At 67.0% G+C, this 24,480-nt stretch carries 20 protein-coding genes and 2 pseudogenes; 9 read left to right on the forward strand and 13 right to left on the reverse strand.

The window, feature by feature from the left end; translation table 11 throughout:
* Window positions 1-96: 96 nt before the first annotated feature.
* Together GGR71_RS15855 and GGR71_RS15860 are read left to right on the forward strand one after the other, a co-directional pair.
* Complete coding sequence (locus tag GGR71_RS15855) at window positions 97-819, forward strand: helix-turn-helix domain-containing protein (RefSeq protein ID WP_160961311.1); 723 nt, start codon at window positions 97-99, stop codon at window positions 817-819.
* 70 nt (window positions 820-889) lie between these two features.
* Window positions 890-1,240 (forward strand): VOC family protein, encoded by a 351-nt coding sequence (locus GGR71_RS15860; protein ID WP_160961314.1) that lies wholly within the window; start codon window positions 890-892, stop codon window positions 1,238-1,240.
* 33 nt (window positions 1,241-1,273) lie between these two features.
* Here GGR71_RS15860 and GGR71_RS15865 read toward each other — a convergent pair whose 3' ends face one another.
* Complete coding sequence (locus GGR71_RS15865; RefSeq protein ID WP_160961317.1) at window positions 1,274-1,906, reverse strand: TetR/AcrR family transcriptional regulator; 633 nt, start codon at window positions 1,904-1,906, stop codon at window positions 1,274-1,276.
* A gap of 96 nt (window positions 1,907-2,002) precedes the next feature.
* Between GGR71_RS15865 and GGR71_RS15870 the strand changes: the two genes are divergently transcribed.
* Window positions 2,003-3,055, forward strand: coding sequence for an MBL fold metallo-hydrolase (locus tag GGR71_RS15870; RefSeq protein WP_160961319.1), 1,053 nt, complete (start codon window positions 2,003-2,005; stop codon window positions 3,053-3,055).
* Window positions 3,052-3,981, forward strand: a complete 930-nt coding sequence (locus GGR71_RS15875; RefSeq protein ID WP_160961322.1) for an SDR family oxidoreductase — start codon at window positions 3,052-3,054, stop codon at window positions 3,979-3,981. The genes GGR71_RS15870 and GGR71_RS15875 overlap by 4 nt, the downstream gene beginning before the upstream one ends.
* A gap of 176 nt (window positions 3,982-4,157) precedes the next feature.
* Here GGR71_RS15875 and GGR71_RS15880 read toward each other — a convergent pair.
* Together GGR71_RS15880 and GGR71_RS15885 are read right to left on the reverse strand one after the other, a co-directional pair.
* Window positions 4,158-4,414, reverse strand: a pseudogene (locus GGR71_RS15880) (S26 family signal peptidase); the annotation flags it as partial.
* A 134-nt stretch (window positions 4,415-4,548) separates the two neighbouring features.
* Complete coding sequence (locus tag GGR71_RS15885; protein ID WP_160961325.1) at window positions 4,549-7,134, reverse strand: N-6 DNA methylase; 2,586 nt, start codon at window positions 7,132-7,134, stop codon at window positions 4,549-4,551.
* Between the two features lie 823 nt (window positions 7,135-7,957).
* Between GGR71_RS15885 and GGR71_RS15890 the strand changes: the two genes are divergently transcribed.
* Window positions 7,958-8,557: an XAC0095 family protein gene (locus tag GGR71_RS15890; RefSeq protein WP_160961328.1), complete on the forward strand. Its 600-nt coding sequence runs from the start codon at window positions 7,958-7,960 to the stop codon at window positions 8,555-8,557.
* A gap of 84 nt (window positions 8,558-8,641) precedes the next feature.
* Here GGR71_RS15890 and dcp read toward each other — a convergent pair whose 3' ends face one another.
* The 3 genes and pseudogenes from dcp to GGR71_RS21155 all read right to left on the reverse strand — a co-directional run.
* The gene (gene dcp / locus GGR71_RS15895) at window positions 8,642-10,801 is read right to left on the reverse strand and encodes a peptidyl-dipeptidase Dcp (protein WP_160961331.1); all 2,160 of its coding nucleotides are present in this window, start codon (window positions 10,799-10,801) and stop codon (window positions 8,642-8,644) included.
* A gap of 236 nt (window positions 10,802-11,037) precedes the next feature.
* A complete protein-coding gene (locus GGR71_RS21150; protein ID WP_237474423.1) occupies window positions 11,038-12,003 on the reverse strand; it encodes an isoaspartyl peptidase/L-asparaginase family protein in 966 nt (321 codons plus the stop codon).
* A 216-nt stretch (window positions 12,004-12,219) separates the two neighbouring features.
* Window positions 12,220-13,230 (reverse strand): annotated as a pseudogene (locus GGR71_RS21155) (cyanophycinase); the annotation flags it as partial.
* Here GGR71_RS21155 and GGR71_RS15905 point away from each other — a divergent pair.
* The 3 genes from GGR71_RS15905 (at window position 13,141) to GGR71_RS15915 (ending at window position 17,893) form a co-directional block, all read left to right on the forward strand.
* The gene (locus GGR71_RS15905; protein WP_160961337.1) at window positions 13,141-13,713 is read left to right on the forward strand and encodes an RNA polymerase sigma factor; all 573 of its coding nucleotides are present in this window, start codon (window positions 13,141-13,143) and stop codon (window positions 13,711-13,713) included. The pseudogene GGR71_RS21155 and the gene GGR71_RS15905 overlap by 90 nt on opposite strands.
* Entirely contained in the window at window positions 13,694-14,743 is a 1,050-nt protein-coding gene (locus GGR71_RS15910; RefSeq protein ID WP_160961339.1) for a FecR family protein, read from the forward strand. The genes GGR71_RS15905 and GGR71_RS15910 overlap by 20 nt, the downstream gene beginning before the upstream one ends.
* A gap of 114 nt (window positions 14,744-14,857) precedes the next feature.
* Window positions 14,858-17,893, forward strand: a complete 3,036-nt coding sequence (locus GGR71_RS15915; protein ID WP_237474416.1) for a TonB-dependent receptor — start codon at window positions 14,858-14,860, stop codon at window positions 17,891-17,893.
* Between the two features lie 310 nt (window positions 17,894-18,203).
* On the opposite strand, the gene GGR71_RS15920 is transcribed toward GGR71_RS15915, so the two are convergent.
* Together GGR71_RS15920 and arfB are read right to left on the reverse strand one after the other, a co-directional pair.
* Window positions 18,204-18,758 carry a lysophospholipid acyltransferase family protein gene (locus GGR71_RS15920; RefSeq protein ID WP_160961425.1) on the reverse strand — a complete coding sequence of 185 codons (555 nt, stop codon included), beginning with the start codon at window positions 18,756-18,758 and terminating at the stop codon, window positions 18,204-18,206.
* Between the two features lie 51 nt (window positions 18,759-18,809).
* Window positions 18,810-19,241: an alternative ribosome rescue aminoacyl-tRNA hydrolase ArfB gene (arfB, locus tag GGR71_RS15925; RefSeq protein ID WP_017907723.1), complete on the reverse strand. Its 432-nt coding sequence runs from the start codon at window positions 19,239-19,241 to the stop codon at window positions 18,810-18,812.
* Window positions 19,242-19,405: 164 nt separating this feature from the next.
* Here arfB and GGR71_RS15930 point away from each other — a divergent pair, with 164 nt between their 5' ends.
* Window positions 19,406-19,930 (forward strand): DUF2059 domain-containing protein, encoded by a 525-nt coding sequence (locus GGR71_RS15930; RefSeq protein ID WP_160961345.1) that lies wholly within the window; start codon window positions 19,406-19,408, stop codon window positions 19,928-19,930.
* Between the two features lie 185 nt (window positions 19,931-20,115).
* Here the strand turns inward: GGR71_RS15930 and GGR71_RS15935 are convergent, their stop codons facing one another.
* The 5 genes from GGR71_RS15935 to GGR71_RS15955 all read right to left on the reverse strand — a co-directional run bounded on the left by GGR71_RS15935 (window position 20,116) and on the right by GGR71_RS15955 (window position 24,465).
* Window positions 20,116-20,400, reverse strand: coding sequence for a hypothetical protein (locus GGR71_RS15935; protein WP_184452118.1), 285 nt, complete (start codon window positions 20,398-20,400; stop codon window positions 20,116-20,118).
* A 217-nt stretch (window positions 20,401-20,617) separates the two neighbouring features.
* On the reverse strand, window positions 20,618-21,433 hold the full coding sequence (locus GGR71_RS15940; RefSeq protein ID WP_456362633.1) for a pseudouridine synthase: 816 nt from the start codon (window positions 21,431-21,433) through the stop codon (window positions 20,618-20,620).
* 133 nt (window positions 21,434-21,566) lie between these two features.
* A complete protein-coding gene (locus GGR71_RS15945) occupies window positions 21,567-22,166 on the reverse strand; it encodes an O-methyltransferase (protein WP_237474417.1) in 600 nt (199 codons plus the stop codon).
* A gap of 2 nt (window positions 22,167-22,168) precedes the next feature.
* Entirely contained in the window at window positions 22,169-23,827 is a 1,659-nt protein-coding gene (gene ubiB / locus GGR71_RS15950; RefSeq protein WP_184452120.1) for a ubiquinone biosynthesis regulatory protein kinase UbiB, read from the reverse strand.
* Complete coding sequence (locus GGR71_RS15955) at window positions 23,824-24,465, reverse strand: ubiquinone biosynthesis accessory factor UbiJ (protein ID WP_160961359.1); 642 nt, start codon at window positions 24,463-24,465, stop codon at window positions 23,824-23,826. Before GGR71_RS15955 ends, ubiB begins: the two co-directional genes overlap by 4 nt.
* Between the last annotated feature and the right edge of the window lie 15 nt (window positions 24,466-24,480).

Here is a 24,480-nt window from a genome sequence, read left to right on the forward strand (position 1 = left end):
GCGCCAGCACTGGCGCAACGCGACGGCGCGACAACGCTCGGGTGGCGACGCGGCCTGCTACCGTGGCAGTTGGTTCCCTCGTCCTGCCCGCACCGCATGTCGCTGCCCTCCCGCTACGCCGAAGTCGACGCGCCACCGGCGCTGCGCGACCGCCTGCGCTGCAGTTGGCGTTTCCGTCAAGGCGAAGCCGAGGCCGCCGCGACGCAGGTGCTGCCCGATGGCTGCGTCGACCTGATCTGGGATGGCCGCGCGCTGTTCGTGGCCGGGCCGGATCGCCGCGCCACCGACGCCACATTGGCGCCGGGCAGCGTGCTCACCGGCGTGCGCCTGGCCGCCGGGGCCGGCGCCAGCCTGCTCGGCGTGCCGCTGCAGGCCATCGCCGACCAGCGCGTGCCGCTGGAGGCGCTGTGGGATGGGCAAGGCCGCCACTGGCAGGCGCGACTGGAAGATGCCACCGACCCGCTGGCGGCCCTGCACGCACTGTGCGCCAGCTGCCCGCTGCAGGCCGACCCCGCGATGGCCTGGCTGTTCGCGCAGCTCGCCGGCGACACGCCACCGCGACTGGGCGCGCTGACCAACGCGCTGGGCATCAGCGAACGCACGCTGCGGCGGCGCAGCCACGACGCGTTCGGCTACGGCGCCAAGACCCTGGAGCGCATCCTGCGCCTGCAACGCTTCCTGGCCCTGGTCCGCCAGCATCCCAGCCTGACCGCAGCCGCACTCGAGGCCGGCTACGGCGACGCACCGCACCTGGTGCGCGACAGCCGGCAACTGACCGGGCTGCCCCCGCGCGAGCTGGTGCAACGGCACGCGCGCTGAACTGGCCGTTTTCGCCAAGCCGGGCGCTTCGCGGCGCGGGATACTGGCGCCCCATCCACAGGAGCCGCCCATGTCCCACGCCGAACAGCATCACCGCATCGACTACCTGGAATTCGCCGTGGCCTCGATCGATGCGGCCAAGGTCTTCTATGGCCAGGCCTTCGACTGGACCTTCCAGGACTACGGCCCGGACTACTGCGAGTTCCGCGACGGCCGCCTGAGCGGCGGTTTCTTCCACGGCACCGCGCAGCCCGGCGGCGCCCTGGTGGTGCTGTATTCCAACGATCTCGCCGCCACCCAGGCCCGCATCGAGGCCGCCGGCGGCCGCATCGTGCGCCCCGTGTTCGAATTCCCGGGAGGACGCCGCTTCCATTTCGCCGACCGCGACGGCTACGAGCTGGCGGTGTGGTGCGAGGGCTGATGCCCGCTGCGCACGCGCGGTGACGCGGACCGGCTAACCCGGATCCCGCGCGTAATGCCCGAGGAACATGTCCGTCGCTGACGCGGCCACTTCGGCCTGTTGCGCGGAGCTGAGCGGCGGCTGGCCCATGGTCAGCTGCGGCCAGAAGGCGAAGCCCTTGATCAGCGCATGCAGCTGCTGCGCGGCGAACTCGGGCTGCAGCGGCTTGAGCCGGCCATCGGCCAGCGCCGCGCGCAACCAGACCAGGGTGCCCTCCTCCTTGCTGCCCAGGCGCGCGATCAACTCGCGTGCGCGCTCGGGCGCGCGCATGCCTTCGGCGATCGCCATCCGCGACAGGCCGAGGAAGGCGGGATCGTCGAACATCTGCAACTTCTGCTGCAGCAGCTGCAGCAACTGCGCGCGCAACGGCTGCTGCGGGCTGTAAGGCACGCCGACCGTGTCCAGGCTGCGCTTCCATAGCTGCAGCAGGATCTCGTCGAACAACGCGTCCTTGCTCGGGAAATGGTTGTAGACGGTGCGCTTGGACACGCCGGCGCTGGCCGCGATGCGGTCCATGCTGGTGGCTTCGAAGCCATGGCCACGGAACTCGGCGATCGCCGCCTCCAGGATCGCCTGGCGCTTGCGTTCGGTCAGCCGTGCCGGCGCGGACGTGGAAAGAGAAGCCATGGGCAGATGTTACACCGACCGGTTTACTTTCACGAAAAGGAAACTACACTGTGTAGTGTAATTCACCTGCCAGATTGCCATCCAAGGATTGCCGCAATGTCCGCGTCCGCTCCCCCGCTGTCCCGTGTCCCGCCCTCGCATCTGGCCTCGCCGCAGTACCGCCACGGCCGCTTCCGCAACGCCACCCCGGGCACCAGCGGCATGCCCGGCCTGGCCGGGACCTTGCGGATCATGTGGCATCTGCTGACCCGCAAGTCGCCCGAGGCGGTACCCGCGCAGCCGCTGCCGGTGCTGCCGCTGACCGCCGCGCAACTGCTGGCCGCGCCCGACCGCAGCCTGTACCGGCTGGGCCATTCCACCGTGCTGCTCAAGCTGCACGAGCGCTTGTGGCTGACCGACCCCGTGTTCTCCGAACGCGTCTCGCCGTTTCCGTTCGCCGGCCCACGGCGCTTCCACGCACCGCCGATCGCGCTGGACGCCTTGCCGCCGATCGCCGGGGTGATCCTCTCGCACGATCACTACGACCACCTGGACCGCGCCAGCATCCGCCGCCTGGCCGAGCGCGTCGGGACCTTCGTGACCCCGCTGGGCGTGGGCGACCTGCTGCTGCGCTGGGGCGTGGCCGCGGACAAGGTGCGACAACTGGACTGGTGGCAGTCGACCACGGTGGACGGGGTGACGCTGACCGCCACCCCGGCGCAGCATTTCTCCGGCCGCGGCATGTTCGACCGCGGGCGTCGGCTGTGGTGTTCGTGGGCGATCGAGACGCCCGAACTGAAGCTGTTCTTCAGCGGCGACGGCGGCTACTCCGACGGCTTCAAGGCGATCGGCGAGCGGCTGGGCCCGTTCGATGTGAGCCTGATCGAAAACGGCGCCTACGACGTGGAGTGGCCGCACGTGCACATGCAGCCGGAGCAAACCCTGCAGGCGCATCTGGACATCGGCGGACGCACCCTGCTGCCGATCCACAACGGCACCTTCGACCTGGCCATGCATGCCTGGCACGAACCCTTCGAACGTCTCGCCGCACTGGCCGACGCCGCCGGCGTGGCGCTGGCCACGCCGCGAATGGGCGAGCGCGTCGACCTGACGCAACCGGCCAATGGAGAGCGTTGGTGGCGCGCGCTGGCGCAGGCGGTGGCGCCGTGAGCCGCTGGACCCTGGCCGACCTGCCGTCGCAGCGCGACAAGATCGCCATCGTCACCGGCGCCAGCCCCGGCGGACTCGGCTACGAGACCGCGTTGGCGCTGGCCGGCGCGGGCGCCAGCGTCGTGCTGGCCGCCCGCAACCCGGCCAAGGGCGAGACCGCACGGCAGGCGGTGCTGGCGACACATCCGGCGGCCGACGTGCGCGTGGAAGCGCTGGACCTGGCGCAGCTGTCCTCGGTGGGCGCCTTGGCCGAGCGCATCGCGGCGCGCTCCCCGCGGCTGGACCTGCTGATCAACAACGCCGGCGTGATGGCGCCGCCGCAGCGGCAGACCACGGCCGACGGCCTGGAGCTGCAGTTCGGCAGCAACTACCTCGGCCACTTCGCGCTGACCGCGCGACTGCTGCCGCTGCTGCGCGCCGCGCCGGCCGCACGCGTGGTGAACCTGTCGAGTCTGGCGCACCGCCAAGGCCGCATCGACTTCGACGATCTGCAGTGCGAACGCCCCTATCGGCCATGGAAGGCCTATGGGCAATCCAAGCTGGCGATGCTGATGTTCGCACTGGAACTGCAGCGACGCAGCGACGCGCACGGTTGGGGCCTGTGTGCGGTCGCCGCGCATCCCGGCATCGCGCAGACCGCGCTGGTCGCCAATGGCCCGGACGCAGACGGGCGCCGCAGCGCGGTGGGCACGGCCACCAGGTGGCTGGCCCCATTGATCAGCCATTCCGCCGCCGCCGGGGCGCTGCCCACCCTCTACGCCGCGACCTCGCCGCAGGTGCGGGGCGGCGCGTACTACGGACCGGACGGCCCATTCGAACTGAAGGGCGACCCAGCACCGGCCAGGATTGCCCGGCAGGCACGCGATCCGCAGGTGGCCGCGCAGCTGTGGGAGGTGGCGTGCACGCTGGCGGGCGTGGCGTTCTGAGCGCGCCACGGGCAGCAGCTCCTGCTCGCCGACCGAAGGCTTATGATCGCGATGTTCCAGCGGAACCAGGTTTTCCCCTTGTAGGAGCGGCTTCAGCCGCGACAGGCCTTACCGGGAACGCCCGTCGCGGCTGAAGCCGCTCCTACCGATCACGTCCCTTCGTTGCGAGCGATGCCCTACAGCCGCGCCCACTCCAGGCCCTCGCCACGACGGTAGAACACCGCCAGCGCCTTGCCATAGACGCTGTCGGCATCGACGAAGCCAAAGTAGCGGCCATCGAAACTGTCGCCGCGATGGTCGCCCATGACCAGCAGCTTGCCGGGCGGCACGCGCACGTCGTGCAGGTCCGGGCCGCGCAATGCGCGCCGAACCGCTCCTCATCGCCGGCCTCGCCCACCTGCAGCAGCTGGCCTCTGATGGAGAGATGGCCGTCGCACACCCCGAATTTTTATGAACATTAGCGATGGGCGCCATATAGTTGGCGCCCGCTCTAAATCAGCATCCCGTGTTGGGAGGCGAGCCGCTCAGATCAAATGTCAGCCAATTAAGCAAAGCTTCCTTCGACGGCTAACCCCGCCTATTCTTCAGCATGTCACGAACGGTTTCATTCAAGCCTACCGAGAAGCCAGACACTCTCCTCTGCGACGCATCCACCTCATCAGCTATCGCATTCTGCAATTCTTTAATTTTCTTTCGCTTTGATGGATCAACTTTAGGAATGAGCATACGCTGAAGATCTTGCGGATAAAGCCGATCCCTAATAGATCCAGTCGTAACTATATCAATATAGAATTTGTAGAATGGGGTACGTAGCAGTCCAACAAGATACTCGGCATCGATCCCGTCAGGCCGCAGCACGTGATAGTCAGGACTAACTAGTCCTCCCGCATACTCTTCGTCAACGACACCCAGGCTGCCAATATTCGCGCGCATCGGGTTATAAATTATATCTCCTGACCTTACCATCTTCTGTGGAGTCAACACATCTTCACCTCGCAGTTTTTCGCGCACAGTGACCTTGCCATCGCTCGAAATTGACAAGAATGAATATTCGGCGTCGAGCTCCTCAGGTGATTTTGGTCGGAACCTACTAGACACCGGCTTGACTCTTAGCCCAATCGGCTCCATCTCATCGACGAAAGCCTTGAGTTTCTCTTGAAACAGATAGTAGGAGGGGTCCATTCGATTGACAAGGGCGCTAGCGCGTGCCTTGAAGAACACCTTCGTACCTACTCTAGAACCTCGCTGCACTTGATCCCTGCGTCTATAGCTTTTGATTCCATACAGTCGCTCGGCGAACTCGAACACATCCAACTCGGACAAGTCCCCATCAGAGTTCCCTACGATGTCCTTCAAAATCAAATCAAGATCATTAAGAGAATCACCGCCGGAGCCCTTATCCCCTCCAACCTCTGCGCCGACATTCTCCGCCATAGCCATCGCAATTTCGTAGTCGTACTGAGGCGCCCTAGAGAGCAAATCCTTGTAATCCTCAAACGTAGCATCAACACTCAGCGTATCGAAAAACCGCTGCACATCAGAAGTAAATTTCTGCAGGTAGAGCACTACAGTATTAACCGTCGGAATGCCCGACTGAACAAAGGTATGCGTCGGAAGGTTGAATATCCCCTTAACCCAGGAAGTCCTCAGGATCAGCATGCGAAGATCCTCGTAGGAGTCCGCACTTAGGAGGCCAGTTGGGAGAACAATTAGAAGTCTCCCTTCAGGCCGAAGGAGACGCAAAGCCTTCTCTACGAACAAGACCTCGGTCTTCTGAGATATTCTTTTCTTTCTCTTGGACCCGAATTCATAATTGGCAAGAATTTTTGCCTCCTTCTCCCGAGCACCAAAAGGCGGATTCGCCAAAATCAGGCTACACCCACTACCAACGTCCGAACTATCATAATCCCTGACTGCGTATTCGTGACCAGAAAAGTCAGTTAGGGCCAACGCATTTCCTCTGACAACACATTTTCCATCGCCCCATAGCAGCATATTCATGCGAGCAGTTCTAGCCGCCCTAGGCTCCGCATCGATACCAAATATCTGAGACTCCTTGATATCTTCAATCATTTGCTGCCGAGTTGTCCCTAGTCGCTTAATGGTGCCGGCTGGAAGAACCTCGACCTCACCCTTCATCTTTTCATAAGCTTTAATCAAAAACCCACCCGATCCACAGGCAAAATCAAGAACGGTGTCATTCAGCGAAACTTCGGCTACATCACACATAAAGTTAACAACCGGGCGAGGGGTGAAGTACTGACCCAGGCCCTTACCCCTCAGTTGAGAAGGCAGAAACTCTTCGAAAGCTCGTCCCTTGACGTCTACATCGTCACCCTTGACGCTGAAGGGCTGAAGCCTTTTGAGCAACGCGGCTACAGTTTCTGGCGAAAGATTTAGCTCAGACGTTTCATCCGAGAGCAACGGGAAAGCTATCTGAACAACCTCTTTGAAGTGGATATTTACGGAATCGGTAGCCTTTTTATGTGAGGTCTCAATCCAATTAATGACATCTTCAGATGTAATTTTTTTATGTTTTGAGTTTTTAGAGTACAACACCTCATCAGCCGCGCTCATCAAAAGCAGCTTACTCAGCTCATCAAAAGCGGCGGCCGGGTCGAGCTTGTCACCATCACGTATGGCATTATGAAGACCCTTAAAGAATCGACGATAATCTCGAATCTTCTCAGCATCTGGCTCTTGGACCACAAGCGCGGAATCTGAAGCAGTTCCAGAGATCTCCTTAGAGCCAATTAACTTAATCAGCCTAGCAAAGTTCTTTTTTGAAAGACTTCCAATTGAACCATTAAGCAAATCTACCCGCCTATTACCATGATAATAGGCCCTGAGTCGGTACTCTTTACCATTTGTAATCAAGCTAAACGGAGACTGCAGCGCAAAAGCGTAAGAATCAGTTTGACCTGTTGCGCCTAAGATGGCCTCAGTCGGTTTTTTAGCTTCAACAACTATCAGAGCCTCACCGTTACGACTGATGACCAAGTCAGCTTCTTTCGTCCGAACCTCCCGCCCGAAGTTCATGCGAACAGGCACAGCCCATTGCATCTCACTTTCGTCATATCCGAGAACTTGGCTGAACAGCGGAGTGACAATTTTGACTTCAACGTCTCTTTCAGATGTAAGGGAATCAATCATCTCAATTGCTTCAATTGTTATGTGAGGCCCCTCTTAACCGAGGTGGCCTGTAGGAGTACGTGACTCGTTTAGCCAACGCGCTTGTTAGTCAACACACAGAGTATCACGCCTACTCACCGAGACGACCTAGTGTCTTGGGGCGAGATAGCTTAGCAAGCGGTATAGCCACAGTTTATGGCCTGTGGGCGGCTCCGCAGCCCACACATTCCCATCAACTGCGAGAACTTTTCCTTGCCCAGAGAGTCACTCGCTCGATGCCCTCTTCGTAGAAACGCCCGCTTTAGAGCTTCGGGACCAACAGCAACGACCACTTTGCTCTGTCCATCTAATAACTTCGAGAATGCCGCCTTGCATAAGGGCGCAATCTCATGAGAACGAACGGGGTACGCTGTGGCGAAGCCGGTACCACCGACCAACATCTGCCGATTTTCTCCCCGGCAAAGGCTGTTTCCGTTTCCGCACCATAAAATTCGCAACCGTGTAGCCAGCTCATAAATGGCGGGGGGCGTAGCGCAGCGAACGGCCTCCATTCACCGCGGAAACTCTCCACTTTGCTATTGACACGCTCATCGGGTAGTCGCACTCTTGACCCAAGGAGCGTCGAAACTCCTCACGTAGCGGTACCCACCTCCGACAAACCGGTGGGTTTTTTGTGCTTGCATGCTTTGCAATCGCAAGCCGACGCGATGCCTGCGTCGGGAGGGCGGCTAATACAACACCCTTCGGGGAAATATGCCCGCCGGCTACGTGCGGTTTCGAACCTCCCGACTTCCCGTCCGCCATTCTTGGCGGGCGTACCCCTTGATGGAACGAGGAGGCAACGATGTCACACGATCATTCGGACGACGAAGACATGCCAGGCTATTTCCTGCCGGAGGAGAGCCAGTTTCGGCTTGCAAAGCTGCGCGATCACGTGTGGTTCCTGGTCCGGCTGGCGCAGCCGCGGACGCAGCACGAGGAGCGTGCCGCCGAGCCCAAGGTGCGCATGGGCGAGTTGGCGCTGTGTTTGGAGCTATTGGCGGACCAGGTGGACTTGGTGCTGGACGCCCTGTCCTATCCTGCGCAGCGGACCGATACGACGCACAACACCCTGCGCGAGGTCACCGTCGAGCTGGCGCCGAACACAGGCGGCGGCGCGTTCCAGATCACGCAAGAGCAGATCGACCGGCTCACCCTGCTGGCCGAGAGCGTGTCGGCGCACGGCCAGATGCTGGCAGCCGGCGATGCGAGCGAACGTGCCGAACTGGTGTTGCCGGAGGTGGGCGGCACACTCTGCGCTGCTGCGAACGAAGTTCTTACGCTGCTGCTACAGATCGCGCGCCAGCCGCTGCGCGCACCAATGTCCAACGGCGTGCGCGAGACACGTGCGGTCTATGCAGTGGACCGAGTCGTGCCGCCTGCGGGAGGCATGCGGTTGCATTAGCAAAAGCCTATTCGAACTCCAACGAAAAACGGGATGGCCGCAAGGCCATCCCGTTCTCGATCACCATGATCGGCGCAGCGCCGATCAGTTCTTCAAGCCGCGGTTTTCCAGCAGCGGCTCGACGCTGGGGTCCTTGCCGCGGAAGTCGCGGTACAGGGTGGCCAGGTCGACCGTGTTGCCGCGCGAGAGGATCTTGGCGCGGAAGATGTCGCCGTTGGCGCGGGTCAGGCCGCCGTGCTCCTTGAACCACTGGAACGCGTCGTCGTCGAGCACTTCCGACCAGAAGTAGGCGTAGTAGCCGGCCGAGTAGCCGCCGCCCCAGATGTGGTCGAAATAGGTGGTGCGGTAGCGCGGCGGCACTTCGGCCAGGTCTACCTTGTACTTCTTCAGCGAGTCGGCCTCGTACTTGTCCACGTCCTGCAGCGGCGCGTCGGCCGGCAGGGTGTGCCAGGCCAGGTCGAGCAGCGCCGCCGACAGGTACTCGGTGGTGGCGTAGCCCTGGTTGAAGGTGCGCGACTTCTTGATCTTCTCCACCAGGTCGGCCGGCATCGCCTCGCCGGTCTGGTAGTGCTTGGCGTAGTGCGCGAACACCTTCGGATCCGACGCCCAGTGCTCGTTGAACTGCGACGGGAACTCGACGAAGTCGCGCGAGGTGGACGTGCCGGCCAGGGTCGGGTACTTCACGTTGGAGAACATGCCGTGCAGCGCATGGCCGAACTCGTGGAACATGGTGGTGACGTCGTCGAAGCTGAGCAGCGCCGGCTGGCCCGGGGCGGGCTTGGTGAAGTTGCAGACGTTGTAGACTACCGGCTTGGTGCCGGTCAGGCCGTTCTGGCCGACGAACTCGTCCATCCAGGCGCCGCCGGACTTGCTGTCGCGCTTGAAGTAGTCGGTGTAGAACAGCGCCAGCGACTTGCCGTCCTTGTCGAACACTTCATAGACCTTCATCCCGTCGTGGTAGGTGGGGATGTCGGTGCGTTCCTTGAAGGTGAGGCCGTACAGCTGGTTGGCGGCATAGAAGACGCCGTTCTGCAGCACGTTGTCCAGTTCGAAGTACGGCTTGATCTGCGACTCGTCGAGGTCGTACTTGGCCTTGCGCACCTGCTCGGCGTAGAAATCCCAGTCGGCGGCGGTGAGCTTGAAGCCGCCCTTCTGCGCATCGATCACCTTCTGCATCTCGGCCGCTTCGCTGCGTGCCTTGGCGGTGGCGGCGGGCACGGTGTCGGTGAGCAGCTTCAGCGCCGCGTCCGGGGTCTTGGCCATCTGGTCGCTGAGGCTGTAGGCGGCGTAGCTGTCGAAGCCGAGCAGCTTGGCCTTCTGCGCGCGCAGCTGCGCCAGGCGCTGCACGGTCTGGCGGGTGTCGTTGGCATCGCCCTTCTCGGCGCGCGATTGCGAGGCGGCCATCACCTGCTGGCGCAGGTCGCGGTCCTTCAGCGAGGCCAGCACCGGCTGCTGGGTGGTGTTCTGCAGGGCGAGCAGGTACTTGCCGTCGAGCTTGCGCGCGGTGGCGTCCTGCGCGGCCGAGGCGATGTCGCCATCGGACATGCCGTCGAGCTTGGCCTTGTCGTCCACCACCACCGCACCGGCGGCGGTGGCCGCGACCAGCTTGGTGTGGAACTGCGTGGCCAGGGTGGTCTCTTCGACGTTGAGCTTGCGCAGGGTGGCCTTGTCGGCGTCGGACAGCTGCGCGCCGGCGCGCACGAATTCCTGGTATTCGTATTCGACCAGGCGCTTCTGCTCCGGATCCAGGGTCAGCGTGTCGCGCTGGTCGTACAGGCTCTTGATGCGCGCGAACAGCTTCGGATCCAGGCTGATCTCGTCCTGGTGCGCGGCCAGCTTGGGCGCGATCTCTTCCTGGATCTTCTGGCGGGCATCGTTGGTGTCGGCCTGGACCAGGCCGAAGAAGATGCGCGACACGCGGGTCAGGGTCTCGCCGCTGCGCTCCATCGCTTCCAGGGTATTGGCGAAGGTCGCCGGCTCCGGGTTGTCGGCGATCTTGCGGATCTCGGCCAGGTGCTGCTTCATGCCCTCTTCGAAGGCCGGCAGGTAGTCGCTGTCCTTGATCTTGTCGAACGGCGGCGCCTGGAACGGCAGCGTGCTGGGGGTCAGCAGCGGGTTGGCGGCGGCGGCGGGCTGCGCGGCGGCCGGAGCAGCGGGAGCGGCGGGCACGGGGGTGGACTCCTTACCGGAACAGGCGGCCAGCGCCAGGCTGATGGCGGCGGCCAGAACGACGTTACGCGACATGAGGTGGAACTCCTGGGAGGACCTTGGGGCCAAGACAGCCGCCCACGTTACCGGGTTTGCATGGCAGCGGCATGTGCCATTGGCTCGGCCCGACGCGGCAGCCAGCCGGCGTACAGATCGCCGGGCGCGGGCATGGCGCCAGCGCCGACAGTGCGACGTCGTCCCACCGGCCGGCACGCGAAGCCAGCCCGGCGCAGGGAAGCGGCCGGCACCGCGTCGCGGGCCGGCACGCGAGCTCACTGCCCGCCGGGCAGCGGCAACGCCTCGTCCTTGAAGATGGCCACGTGCGGCACGCCGTCGGCGCCGATCCAGCCGCGGTACATGCCCTCGGTATTGAACGGGAAGGCCACGCTGCCGTCGGCGCCCAGCGCGATCGCGCCGCCGTCGCCGCCGGCCTTGGGGATCTGCTGGTCGATCACCGCATCGGCGGCCTGGGCCAGGCTCTGCCCGGCGTACTTCACCCGCGCGCAGATGTCGTAGGCCGCTACCGCGCGGATGTAGAACTCGCCCCAGCCGGTGCCGGACACCGCGCAGCGGGTGTCGGCGAAGGTGCCGGCGCCGATGATCGGCGAGTCGCCGACGCGACCGTAGCGCTTGTTGGTCATGCCGCCGGTGGAGGTGCCGGCGGCCAGGTTGCCCTGTAGATCCAGCGCCAGCGCGCCGACCGTGCCGAAGTGCTTGGCGGTCTCCAGGTCGGCGTGCGCCTGCTTGTTGGCCTCTTCCTTCAGCGCCTGCTGCAGTTGCTGCCAGCGCTTCTCGGTGCGGAAGTAGGACGGCGCGACCAGCGTGATCCCGTGCTGCTTTGCGAAGATCTCGGCGCCGTCGCCGACCAGCATCACGTGCTCGGACTGGTCCATGACCGCGCGCGCCAGCTCGATCGGGTTCTTGACCCGGTGCACGCCGGCCACCGCGCCGGCCTTGCCGGTGCGGCCGTCCATGATCGCCGCGTCCAGTTCGTTGCGGCCGTCGTGGGTGAACACCGCGCCCTTGCCGGCGTTGAACTGCGGCGAGTCCTCCAGCACGGCGATCGCCGCGGCGACCGCATCCACTGCCGGCTTGCCCTGCGCCAGCAGCGCCTGCCCGGTGCGCAGCGCCTTCTCCATCGCCGCGCGCGCCTCGGCCAGGTCGGCGGGGCTGCTGCTGGCGCGCTCCACACCGGCGCCACCATGGATCACCAGGGTGGTGGCGGGAATCTCGCGCATGCGTCCGTCCTGCACGGCGTAGTAGCGATGGAACACCGGCGCGTCGACGCGGCCGTCGGGCAGGTGCAGGGTGGAACCGGGGCCGACGCCGACGGTCTCGATGCGCGCGGCCTGCAGCGGCTGCCCGGCCGGGGTGGGCGGTTGCAGCGGCCCGGCGACCACGGTGGCCACGGCCTGCGGATCGGTGGCGTAGACGCGCGCACTGCCATCGCCTTCCACCGCCAGCGCGGCGCTTTCGTCCACGCCCACGCCGATCAGCGGCGCATCCTTGGGTGCCAGCGTGGCGGCCTTGGCGCGGAACGCGAACAGGCGGCCGAGGCGGTCGCGCTCGCGGAAGTGGGTGTCGGTGATGACCCGCTTGAGCAGGTCCAGGTGCAGGAAGTCGGTCTCGATGGTGACCGCCGGCCCCAGCGGATCGGCCAGCGCCGCCGGGCTGGTGATGCTGCCGCCGTCCATCGAGCCGTACAGGTACTCGCCGAGCATCGCCAGGCCGGCGCTGGTGCCGCCCAGCGGCTTGCCCGCGCGCACGTGTGCGTCCAGCGCGTCGGCCACCGGCGTGTTCTTCCAGTAGCGCACGTAGCGCGACTGGTCGCCGCCGGCGATGAAGATGCCATCGGCGCGGGCCAGCGTGCGCAGCAGCGCCGGATCGCTGGAGGCGCCGCGGCCGCTGAACACGAAGGTCTCCACCGAGGCCACGCCGCCGACCTTGCGGTAGAACTCCTCGCCCACCTCGCCCGCCTGCGAGGCGCGCAGCACCACCACGTGGCCGTGCCCGGCCTTGGCCATGAACCAGCGCAGCGCGTCGTAGTTGCGGTCGCCGCCGCCCATCAGCAGCAGGCCCGGCGACACCGGGCCGGGCGTGGGCGCGGCCGGATCGCCGACCAGGTACTGGCGGTAATCGCGCGCGACGGCGGGCGTGGCCAGGCACAGGCCCAGCAGCAGCGACATCCAGGGCCGGAACATGCCGACGGAACGGGTCATGCGGATCTCCTCGGGAACGGGGCGGGCAGGCGAGCGTGCGGCTCGTTGCTGAGAGGGGACGAACGGCGGCACGGTTTCCCCCCGCCGCCTCACCCTCCCACGTTGGCGCGCGCGGCACTTGCCCGCACGTGCCGGCGATCGGCTAATGTGGGATCCATGTCCGCTTCCCTCGACGATTGGTTCGTCCAAGAAATCCTGGTCCACGAGCAGGCGCTCAGCGGCTACCTGCGGCGCTGCTGGCCGCATCGCGAGGAGTGGCACGACCTGCGCCAGGAGATCTACGTGCGCGTCTACGAGGCCGCCGGCAAGGCCCGGCCGAGCCTGCCCAAGTCGTTCCTGTTCGCCACCGCGCGGCACCTGATGACCGACCGGCTGCGCCGCAACCGGGTGGTGTCGATCGAGGCGGTGGGGGATCTGGAGTCGATGCACGTCCTGATAGACGAGCTGTCGCCGGAACGCTGGTGCGGCGGACGCCAGGTGCTGGGCCGGCTGGCGGCGGCCTTCGACCGGCTGCCCGACCGCTGCCGCAGCGTGGTCTGGCTGCGGCGGGTCGAGGAACTGCCGCAGAAGGAGGTGGCCGTGCGCCTGGGAATCAGCGAGAAGAGCGTCGAGAAGCAGGTGGCCCGGGGCATGCGCCTGCTGGCCGATCATTTCCATGGCGACGAAGGTGCGGCGGCGCCGGCGAAGCCAGTGCAGGCGCGGGCACGCGATGGACAGCAGGTGGATTGAGGCGCGTGCGGCGGCCTGGCTGGCGCGGCGCGACCGCGGCGACTGGTCCGACGCACGGCAGGCGCGCCTGGACGCGTGGCTGGCCGCGGCCACCGCGCACCGGGTGGCGTTCCTGCGCCTGCAGGCCGCGTGGCAGGAGAGCGGGCGCCTGCAGGCACTGGGCGCAGGCCAACGCGATGGGCAGGTGCCCGAACGCGGCCGCTGGCAGGGCCTGGGCGGCCGCAGCACGCCGGCGCCGGCCGCCAGGGCCGCGCCGGATCTGCGCGACCTGCGCTTTGCCCCACGTCCGCGTGCGCCACGGCGACGGCGCTGGCCGGCCGCACTGGCGGCCACACTGCTCGGTGCCGCGGTGCTGTCCCTGGTCTGGCGCCACGCCGTCGCACCAGTGCCGACCGCCTACGCCAGCGTCACCGGCCAGTTGCGCCCGGTGGCCCTGGCCGATGGCTCGCAGGCGACGCTGAGCAGCGACAGCCGCATCGCGGTGGCGCTGTCGCACGCGCAGCGGCGCATCGACCTGCAGCGCGGCGAGGCGTTCTTCGCGGTGAGCAAGGACCCGGGCCGGCCATTCGTGGTCGCCAGCGGCGCGCGCCGTGTGGTGGCGGTGGGCACGCGCTTCGCGGTGCGCCGCGAGGCCGATGCGCTGCGCGTTGTGGTCACCGAGGGCACGGTGCGGCTGGAGTCCGCCAGCGCGCCGCAGGCGCCGCCGCTGCTGCTGCACGCCGGCAGCATCGCCCAGGCCGGCCCGCACGGGGTGCTGGTGCGCCGGGTGGCGCTGGCCGAGGCCGAGCGCGTGCTGGACTGGCGCAGCGGCTACCTGAGTTTCGACGACACCCCGCTGCAGGCGGCGGTGGCCGAGTTCAACCGCTACAACACGGTGAAGCTGCAGGTCGCCGATGCCGGCGCCGCGGCGCTGCGGGTCGGCGGCAACGTGCGCTGGTCCAACGTCGACGCCTTCGTGCGCCTGCTCGAACAGGGCTTCCCGATCCGCGCCGAGCGCCACGGCGACACGGTGCTGTTGCACAGCCGCTGAGCCGTCCCGCGCCGGGCGGGCGCGGCGGCGGGGGGATTTGTCGGTCTCGTTCGTCCTGGAGCTACGGAGGCGCGCTCCGCGCCCGTTTGGGGAGAAAACTCGATGCGGTATCCGATGCGTGCCCTGCTGCTGAGCATGGCCTGTGCGAGCGCCTGTGCGGCGCAGGCGCAACCCGCTGCCGTGGCCGCCACCGGCACGGTGGACGTCCCCGCCGGCCCGCTGCGTGCGGCGCTGGACACCTTGGCGCGGCAATCCGGCGCGCAACTGATCTACCGCGCCGACCAACTGGGCCAGGCCCGCAGCGGCGGCGCGCACGGCCAGTTGGACACCGCGCAGGCACTGCAGCAGGTGCTGCGTGGCAGCGGCTTCGTCGCCCAGCGCGATGCCTCCGGCGCCTGGCTGGTGCGGCGCCAGGAGCCGGCCCCGGCCCGCGCGCAGCCGGTCCGTGCCGCCGCACCGGCGCCGGCCGCAGCGGCCGACGCACCGGTGGCGCAACTGGACACCCTGCGCGTCACCGGCTCGCGCATCCCGCGCACGCAGGTGGAAGGCCCGGCGCCGATCAGCGTGATCAGCGCCGAGCAGATCAAGGCCAACGGCTTCACCTCGGTGCCGGACGTGCTGCGCGCGATGACCCAGAACGGCGGCGAGACGCAGAGCCCGCAGTCGGCCAGCGGCGCGGACTTCTCGCCCGGCGCGCAGCAGGTGGACCTGCGCGGGCTCGGCCCCAACCACACCCTGGTGCTGGTCAACGGCCGCCGCATCGCCGACTTCCCGATGCCGTTCAAGGGCCGCAGCAACTTCACCGACATCTCCAACATCCCGCTGGGCATGATCGACCGCATCGAGATCCTGACCGGCAGCGCCTCGGCGATCTACGGCTCGGACGCGATCTCCGGCGTGGTCAACTTCATCCTCAAGAAGCACGCCGACGGCACCACGCTGGACTACCGTTTCGGCGACACCACCCGCGGCGGCGGCGAGAGCTTCAACCTCAGCCTCAGCAGCGGCTGGTCGCGCGGCAACTTCGATGCGGTGTTCGGTGCCGAGCTGGTGTCGCAGACGCCGCTGTGGGCCTACCAGCGCAGCCGCCAGGACAGCACCCTGGACGGTCCCACCGCGCGCGCGCAGGTACCGCGGCGCACCTTCCTGCGCACCGACTACGACGACAACTACCTGGACCCGGGCGCGGACACCTGCGCGGCGGTGTCCGGCCTCAACGGCGGCAGCACCGGGTACGCCACGCGCCCGGGCTATGGCGCGTTCTGCGGCAGCAGCGCCTCGATCGGCTACGGCACCATCACCAACAAGCGCCGCGGCCTCAACGGCTACGCCTCGCTGCGCTACGCCTTCGACAACGGCAGCGAGTGGTTCGCCGACGTGCAGCTGGGCTACCACGAGCTGTCGCTGTTCCGCGACGTGACGCAATGGGGCTACATGGCCCCGGACGGCAACGAGCAAGGCTATTTCTACAACCAGGCCACCGATCAGGTGGAAGCCTGGGGCCGCCAGTTCAGTCCGGAGGAAATGGGCGGCCTCAACGCCGGCACCATCCGCACCCGGCAGAAGACCTTCAGCATCACCACCGGCTTCAAGGGCCACCTCGGCGCGGACTGGGACTACGAGACCAGCCTCAGCCACTCCCAGTACCAGGCCACGATCAGCTGGCCGCAGATCGTCGCCGCGCGCGCCAATGCGTTGTTCCTCGGCCCGCAGCTGGGCGTGGACGAAGACTCGGGGCTGCCGATCTTCAACGCCGACCCGCAGCGCCTGTACACGCCGCTGAGCCGGGCCGAGTACGACAGCATCGCCCAGCGCACGGTGTACCAGCCGCGCTCGCGCACCGACACCCTCGCCTTCACCGCCACCAACACCGCGCTGTTCTCGCTGCCCGGCGGCGATGCCGGCATGGCCGCGACCGCCGAGTTCGGCAACCAGAGCTACAACCTGCGCCCGGATCCGCTGGCCACGCAGTACTACTACTATAGCTGGAAGGACTCCGACGGCCACGGCAGCCGCAACCGCTGGGCGCTGGCCAGCGAGCTGCGCCTGCCGGTGCTGTCGACGGTGTCGCTGAGCCTGGCCGGGCGCTACGACCAGTACCGCTTCGCCGGGCGCTCGCTGGGCAAGTTCACCTACAGCGGCGGGCTGGAGTGGCGGCCGGTGGAATCGCTGCTGGTGCGCGCGTCCTACGGCACCGCGTTCCGCGCGCCGGACCTGCACTACGTGTATGCCGGCCCCGGCAACGACGAGACCACCGGCGTGGACTACTACCGCTGCGCCAGCGAGGAACCGGGCGTGGCGATCCAGGACTGCAGCTACAACGAGGAGGCGGTGATCCGCGGCCGCAGCGGCAATCGCGCGCTGAATCCGGAGAACAGCACCTCGTGGACCGCCGGCCTGGTGTGGTCGCCGATGGCGGACCTGGACCTGTCGGTGGACTACTTCAACATCGACATGCGCGACCAGGTGCAGGACCTGCGCGTGGACCAGGTACTGCGCGACGAAGCCGACTGCCGCCTTGGCGTGCTGCAGGCCACTTCCACCACCTGCCAGCAGGCGCTGGCGCGGGTCACCCGCAGCGCCGACGGGCGCCTGTACGGGGTCTACGTCAACCCGATCAACATCGCCCGCGAACGCACCAACGGCATCGACCTGAGCGCGCAGTACCGGCTCGATACCGGCATCGGCACCTTCCGCCTGAGCGGCAACTACACCTGGGTGCGGCGCCACGACATCCAGGTGTACGCCGGCGAAGCGATGGTGGACGAGTTCGCGGTCAACAGCGGCTACGACATCCCGCGCACCAAGGCCAGCGCCAGCGTGTCGTGGGAACGCAACGCCTGGACCGCGACGCTGCACGGCGAACGCCTGGGCCGCCTGCCGACCTCCGACTCCTACGACCAGGTCTACGACCCGGAGAGCGGCGACAGCCCGTGGATCGGCGCGACCTACCGCTACAACGCCTCGCTGCAGTACCGCTTCACCGACCACGCGCAGCTGTCGCTGACGGTGACCAACCTGTTCGACAAGATGCCGCCGCACGACCGCACCTATACGTCGTACCCGTACTACGACGTGTCCTGGTTCGACACCGTGGGCCGCAGCGTGTACCTGCAGTACACGCAGAAGTTCGGCGGCAGCGCGCTGTAGCGCCGGGGTCGACGCCTGCATGTGGGAGCGGCTTCAGCCGCGACGAACGAAGCTCAAGGCCACCTGAGACCTTCATGCGTCGGGACTGAAGTCCCTCCCACAATGGATCCTCCGACGAGGCTGGCGCTGCACCTGTGGGAGCGGCTTCAATCTTTCCCACAAGGACCCGACCGATGCCCCGTAGGAGCGGCTTCAGCCGCGACCGGGACATCTGGGAAGCTCAGGTCGCGGCTGAAACCGCTCCTACGAGATCGGTGGATGCCGCTGTGCCAGACGGCCGGTCAGCACTGCCGTCAGTCGCCGCTGTTCCTCACAACGTATCGCGATGCTTGCCGCGCCACGGCCGGTACCATTCACGGATCGCGGCGATGTCGGCCTGCATGTCCTCGCTGGTCCACACCACCTCGCCAAGGCCGACGGTGCGGCTGGGGTAGTCGAAGTACACCGGAAAAATCGGCACCTGCGCGCCGTGGGCGATCTTCCAGAAGCCGGTCTTCCACTTCTCCACGCGCTTGCGCGTGCCCTCCGGCGTGATCACGTACCACATGCGTTCGGCGCCGCGGATCAGCGCCACCGCCTGTTCCACCACCCCGCGCGGCGACTTGCGGTCCAGCGGGATGCCGCCGAGCTTGCGCAGCAGCGGGCCGAGCGGCCACCAGAACAACTGGGTCTTGCCCAGCACCCGCACCTCGAAGCCGACCGCGAACTTGACCGCGAAGCCCAGGAAGCCGTCCCAGTTGGACGAATGCGGTGCCACGATCATCACCAGCTTCGGCACGTTGGGGAACTCGCCCACGACCCGCCAGCCGGTCACCCGCAAGGCGGTGCGGCCGAGCCAGCGCATGAAGCGGCTGGGCTTGACCATCGGCATGTTCGGCGGCGCTGCGGGCAGGCGGTAATCGCGTTCGGTCAAAAGTCACTCCCAGCGGCCGGGCGACCGGCCGCGTTTGATCTGGCTGCGCTCGCGCTTGGCGTCCAGGCGTCGCAGCTTGGCGCCGTGCGAGGGTTTGGTGGCGATGCGTCGCTTCGGCACCGACAGCCCGGCGGCGATGAACTCGGCCAGGCGTTGGCGCGCATCGTCGCGGTTGCGGTCCTGGGTACGGAAACGCTGCGCATCGATCACCAGCACCCCGTCGGCGGTGATGCGGCGGTCGCGCCGCGCCAGCAGGCGCGCACGCAGCGGCTCCGGCAGCGACGGCGAGCCGGCCAGGTCGAAACGCAACTCGACCGCGGTGGCGACCTTGTTGACGTTCTGCCCGCCGGCGCCGCTGGCGCGCACGAAGCGCTCGACGATTTCGTCCTCCGGAATCGTCAGGCTGCTCGAGATGTGGATGGCCCCGTTACCCATGGCGCGGATTGTAGGGTATTCGCCGGACCGCCCGGTTTCCGCGTCGGCGCCGCCTGAACGGGCCAGGGAGCGGACGCCGGCCGGCCGCGTTTCCCCGCACGCGGCGGCGGCGGCGCGGCGATTGCCGTATTCTGGCCGCCGGTCATCGCCCTGCAGGATGCTCCATGTCCCCGACTCCGCGCTTCTTCCGTTGGCCGCAGCGCCTGCTGCTGGCCCTGCTGCTGGCCCTGGCCGCCGTCCCGGCGCTGGCCGAACCGCCCAGCGAGGCCGACGTCAACCGCCTGCTGTCGGCCTCGCGTGCGCAGAACATGCTCGACACCATGTTGCCGCAGATCGAGGCGATGCAGCGCCAGCAATTCGCCCAGCTCACCGCGCAGCACCCGCTCGACGCCACCCAGCAGCAGAAGCTGCAGCAGATCCAGGAGCGCACCCAGGCCACCGTGCGCAAGGCGCTGTCCTGGCAGGAGATGCGCCCGCTCTACGTCAACCTGTACAAGCAGACCTTCTCCAAGCAGGACGTGCTGGCGATGGCCGAGTTCTACGAGAGCCCAGCCGGGCAGAGCCTGCTCGACAAGACCCCGCAGCTGATGCAGAACCTGATGGGCGCGATCCAGCAGAAGATGACCCCGCTGTTCGCCGACCTGCAGAAAGACCTGGAGCAGACGGTCAACGCACCGCCTACGAAGTAACGCTGATCGATTGCACCTGTCGTAGGAGCGGCTTCAGCCGCGACCGGGCGTTCCCGATGCGCTCCGGTCGCGGCTGCAGCCGCTCCTAGGGTTCACTGCCCACGCATGCACGATAGCGTTCCATGATTGCCATCAGCACGATTGATACTGCGCGGTCCGCAATACCCGGCCGGATGAGCAGCACGTCAGTTCATCCAGATATACGCGGCCGTTTCGCGATCGCCCCATACCGCACAATCGCCCGTTCCATGCACGTAGACCACCTTGCCTTGCGCGGAAGCGCTTAGCAGCAATTCGTACTGGGCTCTTCCAGACTGGGTCGCCAATGACACCGCCAACGACGTGCTGGAGCAGACAGGCACGTTTGTGTAGGGTCCATCAAGGGAAAAGAACACGACATCCTGGGAGTGCGCCATGATCGTTGACACTTTTCCTGACGCATCTCCTGCCGATGCGGAAAATGGCAGCATGAAAATAATCGAGACAGCAAGAACCAAACGAACCTTATTCCACATATACCCCCCTGGAAACTACGGAATTCAGTTGGGCAAGATAGACTAAACTAGGCATTGTCGCCATTCCGCCGCGGAAGCTTTGGCACTGCACGTACAAAAGATCAGCCTCGAACAGGTCACCCAGTGGCGGCGGCGCACCTTGCTGCGACACAGCCTCATGGTGGCCGCGGCACTATCCCGCCACACCACCGCCTGCATCCACCTGCCAAGGCGCAGGATCCCAACCGAACAACCCGAACGCGCGCACGAACTGCGCATCCAGCGGCGCCGTCACCGCGATCCGATGTCCATCGGGATGCGGGAACGACAGACGTTCGGCGTGCAGCAGCATGCGGTGCACGCCCTGCATGCGGAAGATGCGGTTGTGGCGGCCGTCGCCATGACTGGTGTCGCCGATCAGGTGATGCGAAAGATGCTTGAGGTGGCGGCGGATCTGCCGGAAGCGTCCGGTCACCGGGCTGCAGCGCAATAGCGCATAGCGTGAGGTGGCGAACTCGCCGGACGGTACCTGCAGTTCGCCGCAGGCCAGGCGTTCGAAGCGGGTCTGCGCCGGTTTCTTCAGCGGCTTGCCCGGGCCGCCATCGAGATCGTGGTCGACCTCGAAGCGGTCTTCGGCCGGCCAGCCGCGGCAGATCGCCAGATAGTCCTTGTCCACCTCGCCCCCCATCAGCGCCTTGCCCAGCACGCTGGCGGTGTCGCGGTCGAAGGCCAGCAGCAGGCAACCGCTGGTGGCGCGGTCGAGCCGGTGCACCAGGAAGATCGGCCGGCCCAGCTGCGCGCGCAGGCGGTCGGCGAGGAAATCGTCCTCGCCGCGGGCGAGCTTGCTGTCGTGGACCATGAGCCCGGCGGGCTTGTCGACCACGGCGAGCAGCGCGTCCTGGTAGAGGATCTGCAAAGGGGTATCGGCGGTATTCACCTGCGGATTATCCGTGCCGCATCGACGCGCCACAATGCGCATCGCTTGCCTGCGTCCAGACGCGTGACGCATCGGCGCATACGACGCGGGGATGCCCGCATCGCGGCAGAGACTCGACCGTGACGTCGCGGCCGCCTGGCCTGTCGCCATGCCGCGGCGGTGGTCATCCTTGTGCGCAGAAGACGGCGCCCGACGACGCCGACCGCTATGCGTCCTTGACCGCCAGCAGTTCGCCGTTACCCACCGGCAGCGTGGTGCAGGTGAACGTGGCATCGGCCTGCAGCAGCGCGGCGAACGGCACCATCTCCGTCGCATGCGACAGCGCGTTGTCCACCACCAGCAGCCCACCCGCCCGCAACACGCGACGCAGCTGCGGCCACCAGTCGCAATAGAGCGTGCGCTCGGCGTCCAGGAACACCAGGTCGAACGCCGCGGACGCCGCATCGGCCAGCCAGGCGCCGGCGTCGGTGTGGATCAGCTCGACGCAGCCCTCCACGCCGGCGCAGGCGAAGTTGCGCTGCGCCAGCGCGATCTTGTGCGCGGCATATTCCAGCGTGGTCACGCCGCCACCCAGTGCCGCCGCGGCCTCGGCCAGCCACAGGGTGGAATAGCCGTTGGACGTGCCGATCTCCAGCACCCGTCGCGCGCCGCTGGCGCGGACCAGCACGGCGAGCAGCTCGCCGGTCTCCGGGGTGATGTTGAGCAGGCGCTGCGCGCGCTCGGCCTGGTGGGCGTCGTGGCGCGGACCTTCCGCGCCGAGTTCGGCGCGCACCGCCTGCAGCCGTGCGCGATCCAGCACCGCCATGCTCAGCGCCGCCACCACGCCGACAGCAAGGCCGCCGCGCCGGCACCGCCGCTGATCCAGGCCCACAACGACACGCCCCCCAGGTGCGGGCCGCCGGCATCGAGCGAATACAGCAACGTCGCCACGGTGAGCAGGCCGACGCCGGCGATGGCCGCGACCACCCGCCGCTGCATGCGCCGCACCAGCAGGTTGAGTTCGAACAGGTCGCGCGAGCGCATCGACAGCTCGTGCCGGCCCTCGACCTGCTGGCGCAGCCAACCGTGGATCAGGCGCGGCATGTCCGGCGCGTGGGTCATGATCTCCGGCAAGCGCTTGCGCAGTTCGTGCAGCGCGCGCTGCGGGCTGTAGCGCTCGATCAGGATGCGCTCGAGCACCGGCCGCGCCACCGCCCAGATGTCCAGCTCCGGGTCGAGCTGGCGGCCGACGCCTTCGATGTTGAGCAGGGTCTTCTGCAGCAGGATCAGCTGCGGCTGCAGGGTCAGCTGGTAGCGCTGGGCCACGCGGAACAGCTTGATCAGCACCTCGGCCAGCGAGATCTGCGACAGCGGCCGGGTGAAGTACGGCTCGCACACCGAGCGCGCCGCCGCCTCCAGTTCGTCGATGCGCACGTTGGCCGGCATCCAGCCGGCCTCCACGTGCAGCTCGGCCATGCGCCGGTAGTCCTTGTTGAAGATGGCCATGAAGTTCTCGGCCAGGTAGTACTGATCTTCCTGCGAGAGCTGGCCCATGATGCCGAAGTCCAGCGCGATGAAGCGCGGGTTGTCGCGGCGCGCCGGGTCGCTGTCGACCCAGATGTTGCCGGCGTGCGCATCGGCATGGAAGAAGTTGTCGCGGAACACCTGGGTGTAGAACACCCGCACGCCCTTGGCCGCCAGCGCGCGGCGGTCGATGCCGGCGGCGTCCAGCGAGGCGATGTCGTCGGAGGGAATGCCACGCACCCGCTCCAGGGTCAGTGCGCGCTCGGCGGTGTGGGTCCAGATCACCTCCGGCACGTACAGGTCGTCGGAGTGCAGCCAGAAGCGGCGCAGCACGCTGGCGTTGGCGCCCTCGCGCTGCAGGTCAAGCTCCGCTGCCAGGGTGGTCTCGATCTCGGCCACCACCTCGCGCGGGCGGATCTTGTCGGCGCGCGGATGGGTGCGTTCGACCAGTGCGGCGGCCGATTTCAGCAAGGCGATATCGGCATCGATCTGCCGCTCGATGTCCGGGCGCAGCACCTTGACCACCACTTCGCGGCCGTCGTGCAGCGTCGCCGCATGCACCTGCGCGATCGAGGCCGAGGCCAGCGGCGTGGTGTCGAAACTGGCGAAGGCGACGCCGATCGGCTGCCCCAGCGCCTGCTCGACGATGCGCCGCGCGGCCTCGCCGTCGAACGGGCGCACCCGGTCCTGCAGCAGGGTCAGTTCCTCGGCCACGTCCGGCGGCATCAGGTCGCGGCGGGTGGACAGGATCTGCCCGAACTTGACGAAGATCGGCCCCAGGTCCTGCAGCGCCAGGCGCAGCCGCGCGCCGCGCGACTGCGCGGCGATGTCGGGGCTGGCGCGCGGCACGAACGGCTTGGCCAGGCGCAGCCAGCGTTCGGCCGGGGTGCCGTCGAGCAGGTCGTCCAGGCGGTAGCGCAGGATCACCCGACCGATGCGGCTGGCGCGGAACATCGCCTTCATGCGCCACGCTCCGGCTGCAGCCTGGCCACGCGCGCGGACATGCGCTCGACGTCGTCGCGCAGCACGTCGACGTCGTCGTAGAAGGCCTCCAGTTCGGCGCGCGCGACCACGTCGCGCGACTCCTCGGTGACGTACTCGGCCGCGCTCTGCGCCAGGTCCTGCGCGCTGCGCCGGGCCTGCTGCAGGGCCGAGCGCGCGGTGTTGGCCACCTGCACGCCGAGCACCTCGCCGAACACCTGCACGAACGGCCGCTGCCAGTCCGGATCGAAGCGCGTCGCCAGGTGTTGCAGGCGCCGCGCCAGTTCGGCATCGCCGGAGACCCGTACCCGCCCGCCGGGGCTGCCGGTACGCCGCGCCTGTGCCAGCAACGGCAACTGCGCGAGCAGCCCGCCGAGCGTGCTGCGCACCGCCAGGTCCGGCTCCTGCGCCGGATCCACCGGACCGACCCGCAGCTGCGTGCCGTCGACGCGGATCTGCAGGGCCAGCGCCGGTGCCTCCAGGGTCAGCGCCACGCGCTGGCCGTCGAGGTCGCGCAAGGCATCGCCGGTTTCCGGGTCCAGCGCCAGCGCGCGATTGAGCGCCACTTCCAGCGCGCGGCCGGCCAGGGGCTTGAGAGCATCGAGGGGGGATCCAGACATGCCTGCATTCTAGCG

It is taken from the genome of Xanthomonas sp. F1 (assembly GCF_014199855.1).

Excerpts from the sequence above, each read along its gene's own strand:
- GGR71_RS15855 (WP_160961311.1), top strand. The coding sequence starts at position 97 with ATGTCGCTGCCCTCCCGCTACGCCGAAGTCGACGCGCCACCGGCGCTG.
- GGR71_RS15860 (WP_160961314.1), top strand. The coding sequence starts at position 890 with ATGTCCCACGCCGAACAGCATCACCGCATCGACTACCTGGAATTCGCC.
- GGR71_RS15865 (WP_160961317.1), bottom strand. The coding sequence starts at position 1,906 with ATGGCTTCTCTTTCCACGTCCGCGCCGGCACGGCTGACCGAACGCAAG.
- GGR71_RS15870 (WP_160961319.1), top strand. The coding sequence starts at position 2,003 with ATGTCCGCGTCCGCTCCCCCGCTGTCCCGTGTCCCGCCCTCGCATCTG.
- GGR71_RS15885 (WP_160961325.1), bottom strand. The coding sequence starts at position 7,134 with ATGATTGATTCCCTTACATCTGAAAGAGACGTTGAAGTCAAAATTGTC.
- GGR71_RS15890 (WP_160961328.1), top strand. The coding sequence starts at position 7,958 with ATGTCACACGATCATTCGGACGACGAAGACATGCCAGGCTATTTCCTG.
- dcp (WP_160961331.1), bottom strand. The coding sequence starts at position 10,801 with ATGTCGCGTAACGTCGTTCTGGCCGCCGCCATCAGCCTGGCGCTGGCC.
- GGR71_RS21150 (WP_237474423.1), bottom strand. The coding sequence starts at position 12,003 with ATGCGCGAGATTCCCGCCACCACCCTGGTGATCCATGGTGGCGCCGGT.
- GGR71_RS15905 (WP_160961337.1), top strand. The coding sequence starts at position 13,141 with ATGTCCGCTTCCCTCGACGATTGGTTCGTCCAAGAAATCCTGGTCCAC.
- GGR71_RS15910 (WP_160961339.1), top strand. The coding sequence starts at position 13,694 with ATGGACAGCAGGTGGATTGAGGCGCGTGCGGCGGCCTGGCTGGCGCGG.
- GGR71_RS15915 (WP_237474416.1), top strand. The coding sequence starts at position 14,858 with ATGCGTGCCCTGCTGCTGAGCATGGCCTGTGCGAGCGCCTGTGCGGCG.
- GGR71_RS15920 (WP_160961425.1), bottom strand. The coding sequence starts at position 18,758 with ATGGTCAAGCCCAGCCGCTTCATGCGCTGGCTCGGCCGCACCGCCTTG.
- arfB (WP_017907723.1), bottom strand. The coding sequence starts at position 19,241 with ATGGGTAACGGGGCCATCCACATCTCGAGCAGCCTGACGATTCCGGAG.
- GGR71_RS15930 (WP_160961345.1), top strand. The coding sequence starts at position 19,406 with ATGTCCCCGACTCCGCGCTTCTTCCGTTGGCCGCAGCGCCTGCTGCTG.
- GGR71_RS15935 (WP_184452118.1), bottom strand. The coding sequence starts at position 20,400 with ATGCTGCCATTTTCCGCATCGGCAGGAGATGCGTCAGGAAAAGTGTCA.
- GGR71_RS15940 (WP_456362633.1), bottom strand. The coding sequence starts at position 21,433 with ATGCGTCACGCGTCTGGACGCAGGCAAGCGATGCGCATTGTGGCGCGT.
- GGR71_RS15945 (WP_237474417.1), bottom strand. The coding sequence starts at position 22,166 with ATGGCGGTGCTGGATCGCGCACGGCTGCAGGCGGTGCGCGCCGAACTC.
- ubiB (WP_184452120.1), bottom strand. The coding sequence starts at position 23,827 with ATGAAGGCGATGTTCCGCGCCAGCCGCATCGGTCGGGTGATCCTGCGC.
- GGR71_RS15955 (WP_160961359.1), bottom strand. The coding sequence starts at position 24,465 with ATGTCTGGATCCCCCCTCGATGCTCTCAAGCCCCTGGCCGGCCGCGCG.